This is a genomic window from Sphingomonas taxi, assembly GCF_000764535.1.
Lineage (GTDB): Bacteria > Pseudomonadota > Alphaproteobacteria > Sphingomonadales > Sphingomonadaceae > Sphingomonas > Sphingomonas taxi.
Genome location: NZ_CP009571.1, coordinates 3316506 through 3332292, shown reverse-complemented (window position 1 = coordinate 3332292; position 15787 = coordinate 3316506). Strand labels below are relative to the sequence as shown.

The window sequence follows — 15787 nt, the reverse complement described above, 5'->3', positions numbered from 1 at the left end:
AGGGGGAGGACGGGGAGACGCTCGATCACCTGGCTCCCACCCTTTCCTCCCCCTCCGTCAGCGCTTCGCGCTGCCACCTCCCCCTGGCGGGGGAGGATTTAAGAGTTGGCCCACACCGTCAGCAGCGTGTGCGCGATCGCGTACGGCGGCGGCGGCAGGAACGGGCCGGGCTCGCCGGCCAGCACCGCGCGGACCATGTCGCGCGGGACCCACATCGCATCCTCCAGCTCGTTGGTGTCGAGCGTGATCGCATCGTCCTCCGCCTCGCCGATACAGGCGATCATCAGCGACGAGGGGAAGGGCCAAGGCTGGCTGGCGACGTAGCGGACGTTGCCGACGCGCACGCCGGCTTCCTCGTGGATCTCGCGGGCGACCGCCTCCTCGATCGATTCGGCGGGTTCGAGGAAACCGGCGAGCGCCGAATAGCGGCCCTCCGGCCAGCCCTTGCCGCGGCCGAGCAGGGCGCGGCCGTCATGTTCGGCGATCATGATGACGACCGGGTCGACGCGCGGGAAATGTTCGGTGCCGCAGGCGTCGCATTGCCGCCCCCAGCCGGCGCGGAACGGATGCGTGGTCGATCCGCAGCGCGCGCAGAAGCGGTGGCGGGCGTGCCAGTCGAGCAGGCTGCGCGCCGCGGCATAGGTCGCCGCCTCGCCGGGCTGCAACGCGGCGAGCACCGCCATCAACGCCGGCGAGCGCATCGCCGGCGCGGTCCCCTCGGTCCCCGCGGGCGGGACGACGACGACATGCGCGCGGCCGGCGCCGTCGAGACCGAGCAGGATCGTCTCCGCCCCCTCGGGCACCGCGGCGAGCGAGGTCCAGGCGAGCAGGCCGTCGGCGGTGACCTCCGGCATCAGCCCGTCGAGCGCGAGCACGCGGGCGTTGCCGTCGAGCTTGGCGGCGAGCGCGACGGGATCGTGGCGCAGCGCATCGGCACGGTCGAGCGTGCCGCCGGTGAAGCCGGGGGTCATCGGCGGAAGCGCGCCATGTCGGCGGCGAAGGCGGCGACCGCCTCCTGGCGCAGCGGCCAGCGATCGGCGGGAAAGTAATTGACCATGATCGTACCACGTACCTTCTTCACGGGATCGACGAAGGCGACCGTGCCCGCGGCACCGCCCCAGCCATAGGTGCCCTTCGACGGCATGCCGCCCGGCCCGTCGGCGAGATAGACCGAGCCGCCCGCGCCATAGCCCATCGGCGTCGCCCGCGCGGTGGCGCCACCGGTGGCGCCGCCGACCCCGCCGAAGGTCACGCCGGCGGGGAGCAGGTTGGACATGGCGAGCCGCACCGTTTCGGGCTTCATGATCCGCACGCCGTCGAGCGTGCCTTCGTCGGCGAGCATGTGGAGGAAGCGGTCGTAATCGCGCGCCGACATCACCAGCCCGGCGCCGCCATAGGGGAAGCTCGGCGGCTGGAGATAGACCGAGGTCGCGGCGGGATCGAGCGGCACCAGCGCGTCGCCGGTGAAGGCGTAATTGGTCGCGAGCCGGCGCGCCTGCGACCGCGGCACGGTCCAGAAGCTCGACGTCATGCGGAGCGGCGCGAAGATGCGCGTGTCGACGAAGCGGTCGAACGGCATGCCGCCGGCGACCTCGATAACCCGGCCCATGACGTCGAGGCCGACCGAATAATTCCACGCCGTCCCCGGCTGCGCGATCAGCGGCGCCTGCGCGACCCGGTCGGCGAATGCGGCGAGCGTCGGCGCGCGGGTGCGGCGCATCGCCGGTTCGACGCTGGCGCTGACCTCGGCGGGGAGGATGCCGAGCCGTTCGTATTCCTTGAGCAGCGCGCCTTTGGCGATGATGTTGTAGGTGAGGCCCGAAGTGTGCGTCAGCAGCATGCGGATCGTGATCGGCCGCTCCGCGGGGACGCTGGCGAGGCTCGTCTCGGGGCTGGTCGCGACCCTCATCGTCGCGAAGGCGGGGATATATTTCGCGACGGGGTCGTCGAGGCCGATCTTGCCCTCCTCGATCAGGATCATCGCCGCCATCGCGGTGACCGGCTTGGTCATCGAATAGACGCGCCACAGGCTGTCCGGCGTCGCCGGCGCGGCCTCCGCCTTGGTCGACAGGCGGCCCGCCGAGACGAACCAGGTCGGCCGGTCGCCGACGCCGAACGCCGCGACGATGCCGGGCATCTTGCCGTCGCGGACATAACCGTCGAACAGCGCCTGCGTCTGCGGCAGCGCGGCGGTCTGCGTCGTCGGGGCGGGCGGTTGCAGCGCCTGCCCGCCGATCGCGGCGGTGGCGGCGAGGGCGACGAGGGCCAGTCCGGCGATCATGTTGCGCTTCATCCGTCTCTCCTCAGCACCGCCGCCGCGGCCTTGGCGAACACCGTCGGCAGGCCGGCGCGGTCCAGTTCCGCGATCGGCCACCATTCGCCCGCCTGATGCGCGTCCGTCCGGGCGACGGCAAGCGCCAGTTGCAGGTCGAAATGGGTGAAGCCATGCGCCACCGTGACGTTGCGCATCTCCCAGTCGGCGGCGAGCGGCGCATCGGCGAGCCCCGGCGGCGCCTCGACCCAAGGCCCGGTCGGCAGCGCACGCATCCCGCCGAGCAATCCCTTGTCCGGCCGAGTGACGAGCAGCACGCTGCCGTCGCGTTCGACCCAGAAGATCGTGCCGTAGCGTTGCGGCTTGGCCTTCTTCCTCGCCTTGACCGGCAGCGCCTCGGGCGCGCCCTCGCGCACGCCAAGACATTCCGGTTCGAGCGGGCAGAGCAGGCAGGATGGTGCCTTCGGCGTGCAGATGCCCGAGCCAAGGTCCATCATCGCCTGCGCGAAATCGCCGGCACGCGTGTCGGGGGTGATCCGGTCGGCGGCGGCGCGGATCGCGACGCGGGCGCCGGGCAAAGGCGTGCGGATTGCGAACAGCCGCGCGACGACGCGCTCGACATTGGCATCGACCACCACCGCGCGCTTGCCGAAGGCGATCGCCGCCACCGCCGCGGCAGTATAGGCGCCGAGTCCCGGCAGCGTGCGCAGCACCGCCTCGTCCTGCGGGAAGACGCCGCCGTGATCGGCGACCACCGCCTTCGCCGCAGCGACCAGATTGCGCGCGCGGGCGTAATAACCGAGCCCCGCCCAGGCGGCCATGACCTCGGCATCGTCGGCGGCGGCGAGGCTGGCGAAATCGCGCCAGCGCGCCACCCACGCCGCGAATCGCGGCCGCACCGCGGCGACCGTCGTCTGTTGCAGCATCACCTCCGACAGCCAGACGCGATAGGGATCGGGCGTTTCGCCGGGCAGCGCGCGCCATGGCAGCACACGGCGATGGCGATCGTACCAGGCGAGCAGCGCCGGGGAAATCGCCGCGGGGTCGGGATAAGAGCGAGTAGCGTCCACGACTTGGCTATGGCATGGGACCGCCGATGAGCAAGCGCGTCCGCGCCCCCGATGTCGAGCCCCCCCGCCAGAACCGCGCCCGCGCGGTCAGCGAATTGCTGCCCGCGATCCATGGCGCCGCCTTCAAGCGATTCGGCTTCGTGCAGAGCGCGCTGGTGACGCGCTGGCCGGAGATCGTCGGCACCCGCTGGGCCGCCGCCTCCGCACCCGAATCGCTGCGCTTCCCGCCGGGCAAGAAGGCCGAGGGCGTGCTGACCATCGTCGTGCGCGGTGCGCATGCGCCGATGATGCAGCATATCGCGCCCGAGATCGTCGAGCGGGTCAACCGCTTCTTCGGCTATGCCGCGGTGGCGCGGCTGACGATCCGCCAGGGCGAGGTCGCCAAGCCGATGCCGCGCAGCGCGCCGACGGCGCTCAAGCCCGCCCCCGCCGAGATCGGCGACGGGCTGAAGGCGATCGCCGATCCCGAATTGCGCGCGGTGCTCGAATCGCTCGCCGCCGGGGTCCACGCCACCCGCGGCATTCCCAAGATAGGATGAGCCCTGTCATGCCCCACCGCCTGCGCTTCGTTCCCGCCGTCGCCTTGCTGCTCGCCGCCGCGCCGGCGACCGACTGGAGCCAGGTCGCCCGGCCGACCGCCAAGGGCGCCTATGTTTTCGGCAACCCCGCCGCGCCGATCAAGCTGGTCGAATATGGCAGCTACACCTGTTCGCATTGCGCCGATTTCGCCAATGAGAGCGCACCGGTGCTCAAGGGGCAGATGATCCGCTCGGGCAAGGTCAGCCTCGAATATCGCCATCTGATCCGCGATCCGGCCGATCTCGGCGCGGCGATCCTCGCGCGGTGTGCGGGGCCACACGGCTTCGGCGCGGCGCATGCGATGATCTTCGCGACGCAGGCGACGTGGCTGCCCAAATCGGGCACGTACCAGCAGGCGCATCCCGACATCGACGCCAAGCCGCTGCTCGACCAGGCGCGCGCCTATATGGAGGCCGCCGGGCTGACCGCGGCGATGCGCGCGCGCGGGCTGACGCCGGCGAGGATCAACGCCTGTTTCGCCGACAAGGCCGAAGTGGCGCGGATCACCGCGATGACCGGCGACGCGCCGGTCGAGGTGCGCAGCACGCCGACCTTCTACCTCAACGGCGAACTCCAGCCGCCCGCCGGCTGGGACAAGCTCGAACCCGTCCTGCGCGCCAAGGGCGCGAAATAAGTGGCCAGATATATGGAGCGTAACCCGATGAAAATGCTTGCGTCGCTTCTCGTCCTCCCGCTGGCACTGGCCGGCTGCTCAAAGGAGGCGGGAACGCCGACCGCACCCGCCAGCCCCGCCGCGGCGGTCGCCGCACCCGCCGGGCAGAGCTGGACCGAGACCGCGGCGCGCACCGCCGAGGGGACGATCGTCGGCAATCCCAACGCGCCGATCAAGCTGGTCGAATATGGCTCGCGCCTGTGCCCGACCTGCGGCGCGCTCGCGCGCGAAGGCTTCGCGCCGCTGCTCGACAAATATGTGAAGACCGGCAAGGTCAGCTTCGAATATCGCGAGTTCCTGGTCCACGGCGCGCCCGATCTGCCGCCGGCGCTGCTCGGCAATTGCACCGATCCTTCGACCTTCTTCCCGATCCTCGAGCAGATGTATCAGGCGCAGGAGGGCTTCAACACCAAGCTGCAGGCGATGCCGCAGCCGATGCAGCAGCAATTGCAGACCGCCAAGCCGGTCGACGCAATCCGCATCATGGCCGAGCAGATGGGGCTGGTCGACTTCGCCAAGCAGCGCGGCATCCCTGAAGCGAAGGCACGCACCTGCCTCGCCGACATGAAGCAGATCGACCGCTGGACCAAGCAGACGCAGGACAAGAGCGCCGACGGCACCGTCACCGGCACGCCGACGCTGATCCTCAACGGCAAGAAGATCGACGCGCTGAGCTGGGGGCAGCTCGAGCCGTTGCTGAAGGCGGCGGGGGCTTAAATCTCGCGCGGCGGCGCGGAGAAGAAGAGTTTTCGCGCAGAGGCGCAGAGACGCAGAGGGGATGCTTGGTGGTCGGCCTTTGCGACCGCCACGCCCGTTTGCCCTGAGCTTGTCGAAGGGCTTGAGTCTCACCTGCCCTTCGACAGGCTCAGGGCGAACGGCGAGGGGGCTGCGAGGGGAGAGAGGCGGGCGTGCCCCCTCTGCGTCTCTGCGCCTCTGCGCGAACCCATCTTCTTCCCCTCGCGCCTTCGCGCCCCCCTCTTGCAACGGCGCGCCATAAACGGCACCCGGACAGCGTGCAGATCAAGCGGCTCCGCATCGCCGGGTTCAAGAGCTTCGTCGATCCGGCCGACCTCGCCATCGAGCGCGGGCTGACCGGAGTCGTCGGGCCGAACGGCTGCGGCAAATCCAATTTGCTCGAGGCGCTGCGCTGGACGATGGGCGAGAACAGCGCCAAATCGCTGCGCGGCGCGGGGATGGAGGACGTGATCTTCGCCGGCACCGCGACGCGGCCGCCGCGCGATTTCGCCGAGGTCTCGATCCTGCTCGACGGCGCCGACGGCGAGGAACGCGAGGTCGTCCGCCGCATCGAGCGCGGCGCGGGCAGCGCCTATCGCATCGACGGCCGCGACGTCCGTGCCAAGGACGTCGGTCTGCTGTTTGCCGATGCCGCGACCGGTGCGCACAGCCCGGCGCTGGTCAGCCAGAACCGGATCGGCGCGGTGATCGCCGCCAAGCCCGCCGAACGCCGCGCGATGCTGGAGGAAGCGGCGGGGATCGCCGGGCTGCACGTCCGCCGCCGCGACGCCGAGCAGAAATTGCGCGCCACCGAGGCCAATCTGCTGCGGCTCGACGAACTGATCGCCGATCAGGACGCGCGCGCCGCGGCGTTGCGCCGGCAGGCGCGCGCGGCGGAACGCTATCGCAATTTGTCCGAGCAGATCCGCATCGCCGAGGCGCGGACGATCTTCGCGCGCTGGCGCGAGGCGGTCGCGGCCGCGGAGGCGGCCAAGGCGGAGGCGGCAGCGGCCGAGGAGGCGGTCACCGCCGCCGCCGCCGCCGAACGGACCGCCGCCGCCGCACAGCATGACGCCGCCGCCGCGGTCGCTGGCGCGCGTGCCGCCGCGCTCGCCGCGCGCGACCGGGCGAGCGAGGCGGGCCATGCGCTCGCCGCCTTGCGCACCGAGCGGGAGGCGGCGGCGCGGCGGGTCGCCGAGCTGGCCGAGGCGCGCGCGCGGATCGCCGAGGATCGCGCGCGCGAGGGAACGCTCGCGGCCGACGCCGCGGCGGCGCTGGCGCGGCTCGCGGAGGAGGGCAAGGCGCTCGACCGGGCGATCGCCGCCGCCGCCGAAGAGGCGCCGATGCTGGCCGCGACGCTGGCCGATGCGGAGCGCGATGCGCGCGATGCCGAGGTCGCGCTGGCGCAGGGCATGGCGCGGCAGGCGAGCGAGGCGGCGGAGGCACGCGTGGCCGATGCCGCGCTCGCGGCGGCACGGTCGCGCGCGGATCGGGCGCAGCGCGACGCGGCGCAGGTCGCGCAGGCGATCGCCGCGCTCGGCGATGCCGCCCCCCTCGCCGCCGCGCGTGAGGAGGCCGCCGGCAAACGGCGGGATGCCGCACAGGCTGCCGACCGGGCGCGAACTGGGCTTGCCGAGGCCGAGGCGGCGGAACGCGCGGCGATCGCCGGACGCGACGGAGCGGAGACGACGCGCGCGGGCGCGCGCGCCGATCTCGCCGCGCTCGACAGCGAGGCGGCGGCGCTGACCAAGGCGACGCAGCGCAACGGGCGCGACCGGCTGCTCGACCATGTCGTCCCGGCAGCGGGCTTCGAGCGCGCGCTGGCGGCGGCGCTTGGCGACGATCTCGACGTCGGGCTCGACGCGTGGACGGGCGCGGCGGTGCGGCCGGAGGACCCGGCGGCGCCTGCCGGTTCCGAAGCGCTGGCGATGCGGGTCGAGGCACCGGCAGCGCTCGCGCGGCGGCTCGCGCAGACCTTCGTCGGCGCGGATACCGGTCAGGCGCTCGCGGTCGGGCAACGGCTGGTGACGCGCGACGGGCAGCTACGGCGCTGGGACGGGTTCGTCGCGAGCGGCAGCGGCGCGGCGGCGGCGGAACGGCTCGAACGGCTCAACCGGTTGAAGGCGCTGGCCGCCGCGCGGCCGGCCGCCGTCGCCGCGCTGGAGACGGCGGAGGCGGCGCGGGCGACGGTCGATCGCACGATCGCCGCGGCGCGGGCGACGGCACAGGCGACGCGGACGGAGCTGACGCAGGCGGAGACCGCCGGCCGCGACGCCGAGCGCGCCGAGGACCGTGCCGCGAGTGCGCTCGAACGGCTCGCCGGCCAGCGTGCTGATCTTGACGCCCGCGCCGCACGGATCGCCGACGAACTGGCCGAGGCGGTCGCCGACCGCACGCGCGCGCAGGCGACGCGCGATGCGCTGCCGGATGGGCGGGAGAGTGACGCGGCGGTCGCGGCGCTTGCCCGCACCGCCGACCAGCGGCGCGGCGCGGTGGCGCAGGCGCGCGAACGCCGTGCGACGCTCGACCGCGCGGTGCAGGCGAACCGCGAGCGACTCGTCGCGGCGCAGGCGGACGGGCGGAGCTGGCGCGCGCGTGCCGGCGAGGCGGCCAAGCGGATCGCCGAGATGGACAAGCGCGATGCCACGCTCGCTGCCACCGCGGCCGAGGTGGCGGACCGGCCCGCCGCGCTCGCCGCGGCGATCGATGCGCAGGAGGCGGATCACGGCGCCGCGCGCGCCGCCGCCGAAACCGCGGCCGCCGCGGAGCGCGACGCCGAGACGGTGCTGCGCCGTGCCGAAGAGGCGCAACGTCGCGCGATCGAGACGCTCAGCCAGGCGCGCGAGGCGCGCGCCGGCACCACCGTGCGGCTGGAGAATCACGCGCAGCGGCGGGTCGAGCTCGGCCGGCTGGCGGGCGAACGGTTCGAATGTCCGGCGCCGGTGTTGCCCGAGCGGCTCGGCTTCGCGGTCACCGAGGTCCGCGGCCCCGCCGAGGAAGCCGCGACGCACGACCGGCTCACCGCGGATCGCGAACGCATCGGGCCGGTCAATCTCGTCGCCGAACGCGAACTCGCCGAACTGGAAGGCGCGAGCCGGACCAATTCCGCCGAGCGCGACGAACTGGGGCAGGCGGTGAACCGGCTGCGCGGCTCGATCGGCACGCTCAACCGCGAGGGGCGGCAGCGGCTGCTCGCCGCCTTCGCGGCGGTCGACGGGCATTTCCGGCGGCTGTTCAGCACCTTGTTCGACGGCGGCGCGGCGCATCTCGAACTGGTCGATTCGGACGATCCGCTCGAGGCGGGGCTTGAGATCCTCGCGCAACCGCCGGGCAAGCGGCTGCAATCCTTGACGCTGTTGTCGGGGGGCGAACAGGCGCTGACCGCGGTGGCGCTGATCTTCGCTTTGTTCCTGACGAACCCTGCGCCGATCTGCGTGCTCGACGAGGTCGATGCGCCGCTCGACGACGCCAATATCGAGCGCTTCTGCGACCTGCTCGATCGCATGTCGCGCGAGACCGACACCCGCTATCTGATCGTCACGCACAATGCGGTGACGATGAGCCGGATGCACCGCCTGTTCGGCGTGACGATGGTCGAGCGCGGCGTCAGCCGGCTGGTGTCGGTCGACCTCGGCGGCGCGACGTCGCTGCTGGCGGCGGAATAGCCGGCGCTCGTTCCTTCCCGTTCGCCCTGAGCCTGTCGAAGGGCCTGAGACTCACTTGCCCTTCGACAGGCTCAGGGCGAACGGCAGTAATTGGGGTTTGCGCGGCCCCATCACCCCCGCCGCCCGCGCAACAGGTCGGCGAGCACCCGGCCCGTGTAGAGCAGGCACATCTCCTGATGCACCGCGGCGGCGGCGGGATGATCCGCCTGGATCGCACGGACCGCTTCGACGAACGATCGGTCGGACAGATAGGGCGTGTCGTTGCGGGTCATGGCGCGTTCCTCTTCCATCCCCCTGCCGATCCTGTCTGCACGACGCGGATTGCGGCCGTGTTGCCGGCGATGAAAATCGTGTTTCCACCGCCCCTTGTTCCAAAGGGTCGCGGAACGTATATCGAACAGATGGCCCAGCTCGACACCCGTGAAAAGCTGGCGATCCTCGCCGATGCGGCGAAATATGATGCGTCCTGCGCTTCGTCTGGCACCGCCAAGCGCGACAGCCGCGACGGCAAGGGGCTGGGATCGACCGAGGGCATGGGCATCTGCCACGCTTATGCGCCCGACGGCCGCTGTATCAGTCTGCTCAAGATCCTGCTGACCAACAGCTGCATCTTCGACTGCCATTATTGCATCAACCGCAAGAGCAGCAACGTCCGCCGCGCGCGCTTTACCGCGCAGGAGGTCGTCAACCTCACCATCTCCTTCTACAAGCGCAATTACATCGAAGGGCTGTTCCTCTCTTCGGGCATCATCAAGTCATCGAACTATACGATGGAGCAGATGGTCGAGGTCGCGCGGTCGTTGCGCGAGGATCATCACTTCCGTGGCTATATCCACCTCAAGACGATCCCCGACGCCGATCCCGAACTGGTGCATCAGGCGGGGCTCTATGCCGATCGCGTCTCGATCAACGTCGAGCTGCCGACGGTCAGCGGGCTGAAGCGGCTCGCGCCCGAAAAGGACGGCGCGCGGATCGAGGGCGCGATGAAGGACGTCAAGACGTCGATCGCGGACAATGGCGATGCCCGCAAGAAGTACAAATCCGCACCGCGCTTTGCCCCCGCCGGCCAGTCGACGCAGATGATCGTCGGCGCCGATGCCGCGACCGACGGCGAGATCGTCACCCGCGCCTCGACGCTTTACGACCGGTTCGGCCTGCGCCGCGTTTATTACAGCGCGTTCAGCCCGATCCCCGATGCGAGCACGGTGCTGCCGCTGCAACGCCCGCCGCTGATGCGCGAGCATCGCCTGTATCAGTCCGACTGGCTGATGCGCTTCTACGATTACAGCCCGCACGAGGTGGTCGCCGCGGCGGACGATGCGACCGGCATGCTGCCGCTCGACATCGATCCCAAGCTCGCCTGGGCGCTCAAATTCCGCGAGAGCTTCCCGGTCGACGTCAACCGCGCGCCGCGCGAGATGCTGCTGCGTGTCCCGGGGCTCGGCGTGAAGGCGGTCGACCGGATCGTCGCCAGCCGGCGCTGGCGGCGGCTGCGGCTCGACGATGTCGCGCGGCTGACGGTGAGCGTCACGAAAGTGCGGCCGTTCATCGTCGCCGAGGACTGGCGGCCGGTGCTGCTCACCGATCGCGCCGATCTCAAGCCGCTCGTCGCGCCTAGGCGCCAGCAGCTCGAATTGTTCGCCGCATGAGAATGACTCACAGGTGAAACGCCCCGCGCCCTCGCCGGTTGGTTGCCGCGAAGGAGATACGATCATGGCGCTGGCGCAGATCTACGCGGACCTGAAACGCGATCACGACAAGCACCGCGATATGTTGAAGCAGCTCGCCGACCTGCAGGGCGCGAGCGACGAGCGGAAGCAGCTGTTCGAGGCGTTCCGGCTCGAAATCCAGAGCCATGCCGCCGCCGAGGAGGAATCGCTTTACGCGACGATGCTGCGCGATCCCGAGCTGCGCGACGATGCGCGTCATTCGGTGAGCGAGCATAAGGAAGTCGACGACCTGCTCGGCGAGATGGCCGACGAAGAGTTCGGTTCGGATGCGTGGAGCGAGAAATTCTTCCACATGCGCCGCCGCTACGAGCATCACATCACCGAGGAAGAGGAAGAGATGTTCCCCGCCGCCGCCGAGGAACTCGACGACAGCACCGAGGCGGAGCTCGCGACGATCTACGAGGAGCGCAAGCCCGAGGAGCTGGAGATCGCCAGGGACAATCCGCCCGGCGGCGACGAGCGGGACTGATCCGGCATGCGGTTGGCGACCCTCCCCGCGCCCGACGATTTCGACGCCTGGCGCGATACCGCGCGGGCGCTCGCGGCGGGGGACGTGCCGCCGGACGACGTGGTGTGGCAGGTCGGCGATACCCCCGCCGACCTGTTCGCCGCCGCCGCCGAGGAATCGGCTCCGCCGCCGCCGGTCGGGACGCTGTCGGTGCCGCGCGCGTTCATCGACCTCGCGCGCAGCGTGGTGATGGCGGCCGAGCCCGAGCGGTTCGCCTTGCTCTATACCGTGCTGCACCGGCTGCGCCGCGAACCCAAGCTGATGGAGGATCACGCCGATCCACTCATCCGCAAGCTGGAGGTGATCGCCAAGAATGTCCGTCGCGACATCCACAAGATGCGCGCCTTCCTGCGCTTTCGTGAGGTCGCCGACGACGCTGGCGCCAGCCGCTACGTCGCCTGGTTCGAGCCCGAACATCATATCGTCCGCGCCAACGCCGCCTTCTTCGTCAACCGCTTCGCCAGCATGCGCTGGTCGATCCTGACGCCCGAGGTGTCGCTGCACTGGGACGGCAAGGCGCTTTCGGAAGGGCCGGGCGCGAGCAAAGGCGACGCCCCCGACGGCGATCCCACCGAAGAGGTGTGGAAGACCTATTATGCCAGCATCTTCAACCCGGCACGCGTCAAGGTCGGCGCGATGCTCAAGGAGATGCCGCGCAAATATTGGAAGAACATGCCGGAGACGGCGCTCGTCGGGCAATTGATCGCCGGCGCGCAGGCACGGGAGAGCGGGATGATCACCCAGTCACGCGAGGCGCCGACGATCGGCGACAATGTGCAGGCGGCCTGGGCGGCGCTGCGCGACGAGGCGGCGACGTGCACCCGCTGCCATCTCTACAAACATGCGACGCAGACGGTGTTCGGCGAGGGGCCGGTCGATGCGCGGATGATGTTCGTCGGCGAACAGCCGGGCGATCAGGAGGATCTCGCCGGCACGCCATTCGTCGGTCCGGCGGGGCAGGTGTTCAATCGCGCGATCGCCGCGGCGGAGATCGACCGGTCGCGCGTCTACGTCACCAATGCGGTCAAGCATTTCAAGTTCGAGCAGCGCGGCAAGCGCCGCATCCACGCCAAGCCCGATACCGGCGAGATCCAGGCGTGCCGCTGGTGGATCGAGCAGGAGCAGATGCTGGTGCGCCCGCAGGTGACGGTGGCACTCGGCGCGACGGCGGGCCGCTCGCTGTTCGGGCGGGCGGTGACGATCGGTCGCGAGCGCGGGCAGGCGCTGCGGCTGCCGGAGGGTGGCGAGGCGTGGATCACGGTGCATCCGAGCTATCTCCTCCGCCTGCCCGACCCGGCGCAGAAGGAGGACGAATTCGCGCGGTTCGTCGAGGATCTGAAGAAGGCGAAGGCGGCGGCGGGGTAAGCCTCCCCGGCACGGCGAGGGCTATCGTATATGGACGCGCGCGCGAGCCGGTCGTCTCCCAAGCTTACCTCGTCACCCCGGACTTGTTCCGGGGTCCACCCTGCGGCGAGGAAAAAGGCTTGGCTCGATACCATTCTCCTGCGGCCCCGTGGACCCCGGAACGAGTCCGGGGTGACGGATTTGATAATAGAACCGATCGAACCTCATCACCGCAATCATACGCGATAGCCCTGCCCCCGCCGGGGATGACTTGGGTCACATCGTTCGCGCGTCCTGACCCATGCGTTCGCCGGTTTCGAGGGCGTCGATCGCCGCGACGTCGTCCTCGTCCAGCGTCAGGTCGAGCGCGGCGAAATTGTCGGTCATGTGCTCGGCGTCCGCCGCCTTGGGGATCACCGACAGGCCGTGGGCGAGATGCCAGGCGATCACCACCTGCGCCGGGGAGCGGCCGTGCTTCTCCGCCACGCGGACGATCGCATCATCGCGCAGCAACTCGCCGCCCTGCCCGAGCGGGCTCCACGCTTGCGTCACGATACCGTGCGCGTCGTGATAGGCGCGCTCCTCGCGGCGCTGGTGATAGGGGTGCAGCTCGATCTGGTTGAGCACCGGCGTCACCCCGGTCGCATCGATGATCGCGTCGAGATGCTCGGGGAGGAAGTTGGACACGCCGATCGACCGCGTCTTGCCCGCATCGCGCAAGCCGACCAGCGCCTTCCACGCGTCGACATATTCCCCCTGCCCCGGCGCCGGCCAGTGGATCAGGTACAGATCGACCGCGTCGACCCCGAGCAAAGCGAGGCTTTCGTCGAGCGCCGCCTCGGGATCGCCCTGCCGGTCGTTCCACAATTTGGTGGTGAGGAACGCCGCACTGCCGTGGACGCCCTCGCCGACGCCGCGCTCGTTGCCGTAGATCGCAGCGGTGTCGATCAGCCGATAGCCGAGGTCGAGCGCGCGGCGCACCACCAGTGGCGCCTGCGGGTCGGGGAGCTTCCAGGTGCCGAGGCCGAGCCGCGGCATCGTGCGGCCGTCGTTGAAGGTAAGGTCATCCATAATGGCACGAGCGCATGGGGTCGCCGCCCGGTTCCCCCTTCCCTTGGCCGCCCCGATCCGCCAAGTCCCGGTCCCATGTTCGAAAAGATCCTGGGCGTTCTCGCCACCTTCACCATCTGGGTGATCTCCAGCGGCGGCTATGTCGGCATCGCGATCCTGATGGCGATAGAGAGCGCGTGCATCCCGCTCCCCTCCGAGATCATCATGCCGTTCGCCGGCTATCTCGTCTCGACCGGGCGGTTCGACCTGATTCTCGCCGCGACCGCGGGCGCGATCGGCTGCAACATTGGCTCGATCGTCGGCTATGAGGTCGGCAAGCGCGGCGGCCGGCCGATGGCCGAGCGCTGGGGCCGCTACGTCCTGATCGGGCCGGGCGAGCTCGACGCCGCCGACCGCTTCTTCGCGCGCTGGGGCAGTCTCGCGGTGCTGATCGGCCGGCTGCTGCCGGTGATCCGCAGCTTCATCGCCTTTCCCGCCGGCGTCGCGCGAATGCGGCTGGTGCCGTTCCACGTCTATACCTTCCTCGGCTCATGGCCGTGGTGCTTCGGCCTCGCCTGGGTCGGCATGAAGCTCGGCGACAAATGGAACAGCGACCCGCGCGTCAAGGCCGCCTTCCACCGCGCCGACCTGCTGATCGGAATCGTGCTGATCGCGCTGGTCGCCTTCTACATCTGGCACCGGGTGCGCGGGCTCAAGCGTCACGGCTGAACGCGACGCACCCGCCAGACCAGCCAGCCGAGCATCGGCAGCGCCAGCACCGCCCACACGCCAAAGCCCGCCCATGGCGTCCAGCCGAACCATTCGTTCGGCACGGTGCGCAGACCACCGCGCAGGAAGGCGGGGCGCACCCATTGCCAGATCGGGAAGATGACGAGCGGCGGCGCGAAGATCTCGGCGGCGGCGATCATGGCGTTGATCGCGATCGACAGCGTCAGCAACAGGCTCATCGCGATCCGCTCGCCGCGGCCGCCGGCGCGCATCCATTCCGCCGCCAGCCCGAGCGCGAGCGGCGCCACCGCCGGGATCAGGAAGCGCGGCCCGGTGGTATTGCCGCCGTCCCAATAGACGTAGGCGGCATTGACCAGCAGCACGATCAGCGCGCTCAGCGTGGCGGCGAGCGCCACCGGCCGCAGCGGCGGACGGCGCAGCCAGTACCACAGGCCGAGCGGTGCCAGCAGCAGCACCGGCGCGACCCAGATCAGCCCGAGCTGGAAGCTGAGCAGCACCGCACGCATCGCATACAAGCGCGGCCAGCCGAGCCCGAACAGCCCCTGATGCATCCCCTCCCAGCCGACGACGCCGGAATAGCCGACGCGGAACGGCGTGCCGAAGGCGACGAAATTGTAGAGCGCGAGCGGCAGCAGCGCGACCACGCCCGCGGCGATCGCGACGCCGGCGAGGCGCAACCGGTCGGGCCGGTCGCGCAGCCGCCAGAGCGCCCAGCCGGCGATCGGCACCGCGGCGAGCACCGCCTGATGCTCCACCACCACCGCCCAGCCGAGCGCTGCGCCGGCGAGCGCCGCCGCGCCCGCGCCCTGCGCACCGGGGCGGCTGCCGCGCCAGATCGCCCAGAATGCGATGGCATAGCAATCGGCGACCACGGCATGGCCCAGCAATGTCGTCGACCAGCCCCAGACCGGCGTGCCCAATGCATAGCCCAGCGCGGCGAACAGCCCGGCCGCGACGCTGCCGGTCAGCCCGGCGGCGAGATCGAAGAGCAGCACGGCAGCGAGCGCAGTGAGCAGCGCCGGGCCGATCGCGGCGGCGATGCGGGTGCGCAACCGGAGGTAGCGTTCGAATTCGGGGCCGGCGGGGGCGTTGCCGAATCGTGTCGCGCGCATCCCAGTCGCCGCGTCGGCGATCCACACCGCGGGGAGCGCCATCAGCGTCATGCCCGGCGCCTTGTCGAGATAGGCGTGACCGTCGAAGCTCGCCTTGTCGATCGTCAGAGGAGCGAATTCGTCGATCGTCGCATCGCCATCCTCGACCAAGCTGATCGCGGCGAACATCCGCGTCGCATTATTGGGGTTGAGCTCCCAAGAGCCGAACCAGGCGCAGCTGAACCAGACGAGCGCGAACAGCACGATGCGGAGATCACGCATGGGCGGCGTGATGCCGTCGTTACCGCTGCGACCGGCGG

14 protein-coding genes are annotated in these 15787 nt (G+C 70.6%); 8 read left to right on the top strand and 6 right to left on the bottom strand.

Annotated elements, in window-relative coordinates; translation table 11 throughout:
* Positions 1-98 precede the first annotated feature (98 nt).
* From nudC to MC45_RS15200, 3 genes are read right to left on the bottom strand one after another with little or no spacing between them, the layout of a single operon-like run.
* A complete protein-coding gene (nudC, locus tag MC45_RS15210; protein ID WP_038664931.1) occupies positions 99-971 on the bottom strand; it encodes an NAD(+) diphosphatase in 873 nt (290 codons plus the stop codon).
* Positions 968-2293 (bottom strand): serine hydrolase domain-containing protein, encoded by a 1326-nt coding sequence (locus MC45_RS15205; protein ID WP_038664928.1) that lies wholly within the window; start codon positions 2291-2293, stop codon positions 968-970. The genes nudC and MC45_RS15205 overlap by 4 nt, the downstream gene beginning before the upstream one ends.
* Positions 2290-3342, bottom strand: coding sequence for an A/G-specific adenine glycosylase (locus MC45_RS15200; protein WP_052075702.1), 1053 nt, complete (start codon positions 3340-3342; stop codon positions 2290-2292). Before MC45_RS15200 ends, MC45_RS15205 begins: the two co-directional genes overlap by 4 nt.
* Before the next feature lie 14 nt (positions 3343-3356).
* Here MC45_RS15200 and MC45_RS15195 point away from each other — a divergent pair, with 14 nt between their 5' ends.
* The 4 genes from MC45_RS15195 (at position 3357) to MC45_RS15180 (ending at position 8994) form a co-directional block, all read left to right on the top strand.
* A complete protein-coding gene (locus MC45_RS15195; protein ID WP_038664925.1) occupies positions 3357-3881 on the top strand; it encodes a DUF721 domain-containing protein in 525 nt (174 codons plus the stop codon).
* A gap of 8 nt (positions 3882-3889) precedes the next feature.
* The gene (locus tag MC45_RS15190; RefSeq protein WP_038664922.1) at positions 3890-4555 is read left to right on the top strand and encodes a DsbA family protein; all 666 of its coding nucleotides are present in this window, start codon (positions 3890-3892) and stop codon (positions 4553-4555) included.
* A gap of 27 nt (positions 4556-4582) precedes the next feature.
* Entirely contained in the window at positions 4583-5311 is a 729-nt protein-coding gene (locus MC45_RS15185; RefSeq protein ID WP_038664919.1) for a thioredoxin domain-containing protein, read from the top strand.
* 296 nt (positions 5312-5607) lie between these two features.
* Positions 5608-8994 (top strand): chromosome segregation SMC family protein, encoded by a 3387-nt coding sequence (locus tag MC45_RS15180; protein WP_038664915.1) that lies wholly within the window; start codon positions 5608-5610, stop codon positions 8992-8994.
* Between the two features lie 110 nt (positions 8995-9104).
* On the opposite strand, the gene MC45_RS15175 is transcribed toward MC45_RS15180, so the two are convergent.
* Positions 9105-9266, bottom strand: coding sequence for a hypothetical protein (locus MC45_RS15175; protein WP_156143851.1), 162 nt, complete (start codon positions 9264-9266; stop codon positions 9105-9107).
* 129 nt (positions 9267-9395) lie between these two features.
* On the opposite strand from MC45_RS15175, the gene MC45_RS15170 reads away from it, so the two are divergent.
* The 3 genes from MC45_RS15170 (at position 9396) to MC45_RS15160 (ending at position 12597) form a co-directional block, all read left to right on the top strand.
* On the top strand, positions 9396-10643 hold the full coding sequence (locus MC45_RS15170; protein ID WP_038664909.1) for a putative DNA modification/repair radical SAM protein: 1248 nt from the start codon (positions 9396-9398) through the stop codon (positions 10641-10643).
* A 64-nt stretch (positions 10644-10707) separates the two neighbouring features.
* The gene (locus MC45_RS15165; RefSeq protein ID WP_038664906.1) at positions 10708-11193 is read left to right on the top strand and encodes a hemerythrin domain-containing protein; all 486 of its coding nucleotides are present in this window, start codon (positions 10708-10710) and stop codon (positions 11191-11193) included.
* Between the two features lie 6 nt (positions 11194-11199).
* Entirely contained in the window at positions 11200-12597 is a 1398-nt protein-coding gene (locus tag MC45_RS15160) for a UdgX family uracil-DNA binding protein (RefSeq protein ID WP_038664903.1), read from the top strand.
* 255 nt (positions 12598-12852) lie between these two features.
* Here MC45_RS15160 and MC45_RS15155 read toward each other — a convergent pair whose 3' ends face one another.
* Entirely contained in the window at positions 12853-13647 is a 795-nt protein-coding gene (locus tag MC45_RS15155) for an aldo/keto reductase (protein WP_038664900.1), read from the bottom strand.
* Positions 13648-13722: 75 nt separating this feature from the next.
* Here MC45_RS15155 and MC45_RS15150 point away from each other — a divergent pair, with 75 nt between their 5' ends.
* Positions 13723-14355, top strand: coding sequence for a DedA family protein (locus MC45_RS15150; protein WP_038664898.1), 633 nt, complete (start codon positions 13723-13725; stop codon positions 14353-14355).
* On the opposite strand, the gene MC45_RS15145 is transcribed toward MC45_RS15150, so the two are convergent.
* Positions 14346-15749 (bottom strand): hypothetical protein, encoded by a 1404-nt coding sequence (locus MC45_RS15145; protein ID WP_038664896.1) that lies wholly within the window; start codon positions 15747-15749, stop codon positions 14346-14348. The genes MC45_RS15150 and MC45_RS15145 overlap by 10 nt on opposite strands.
* Between the last annotated feature and the right edge of the window lie 38 nt (positions 15750-15787).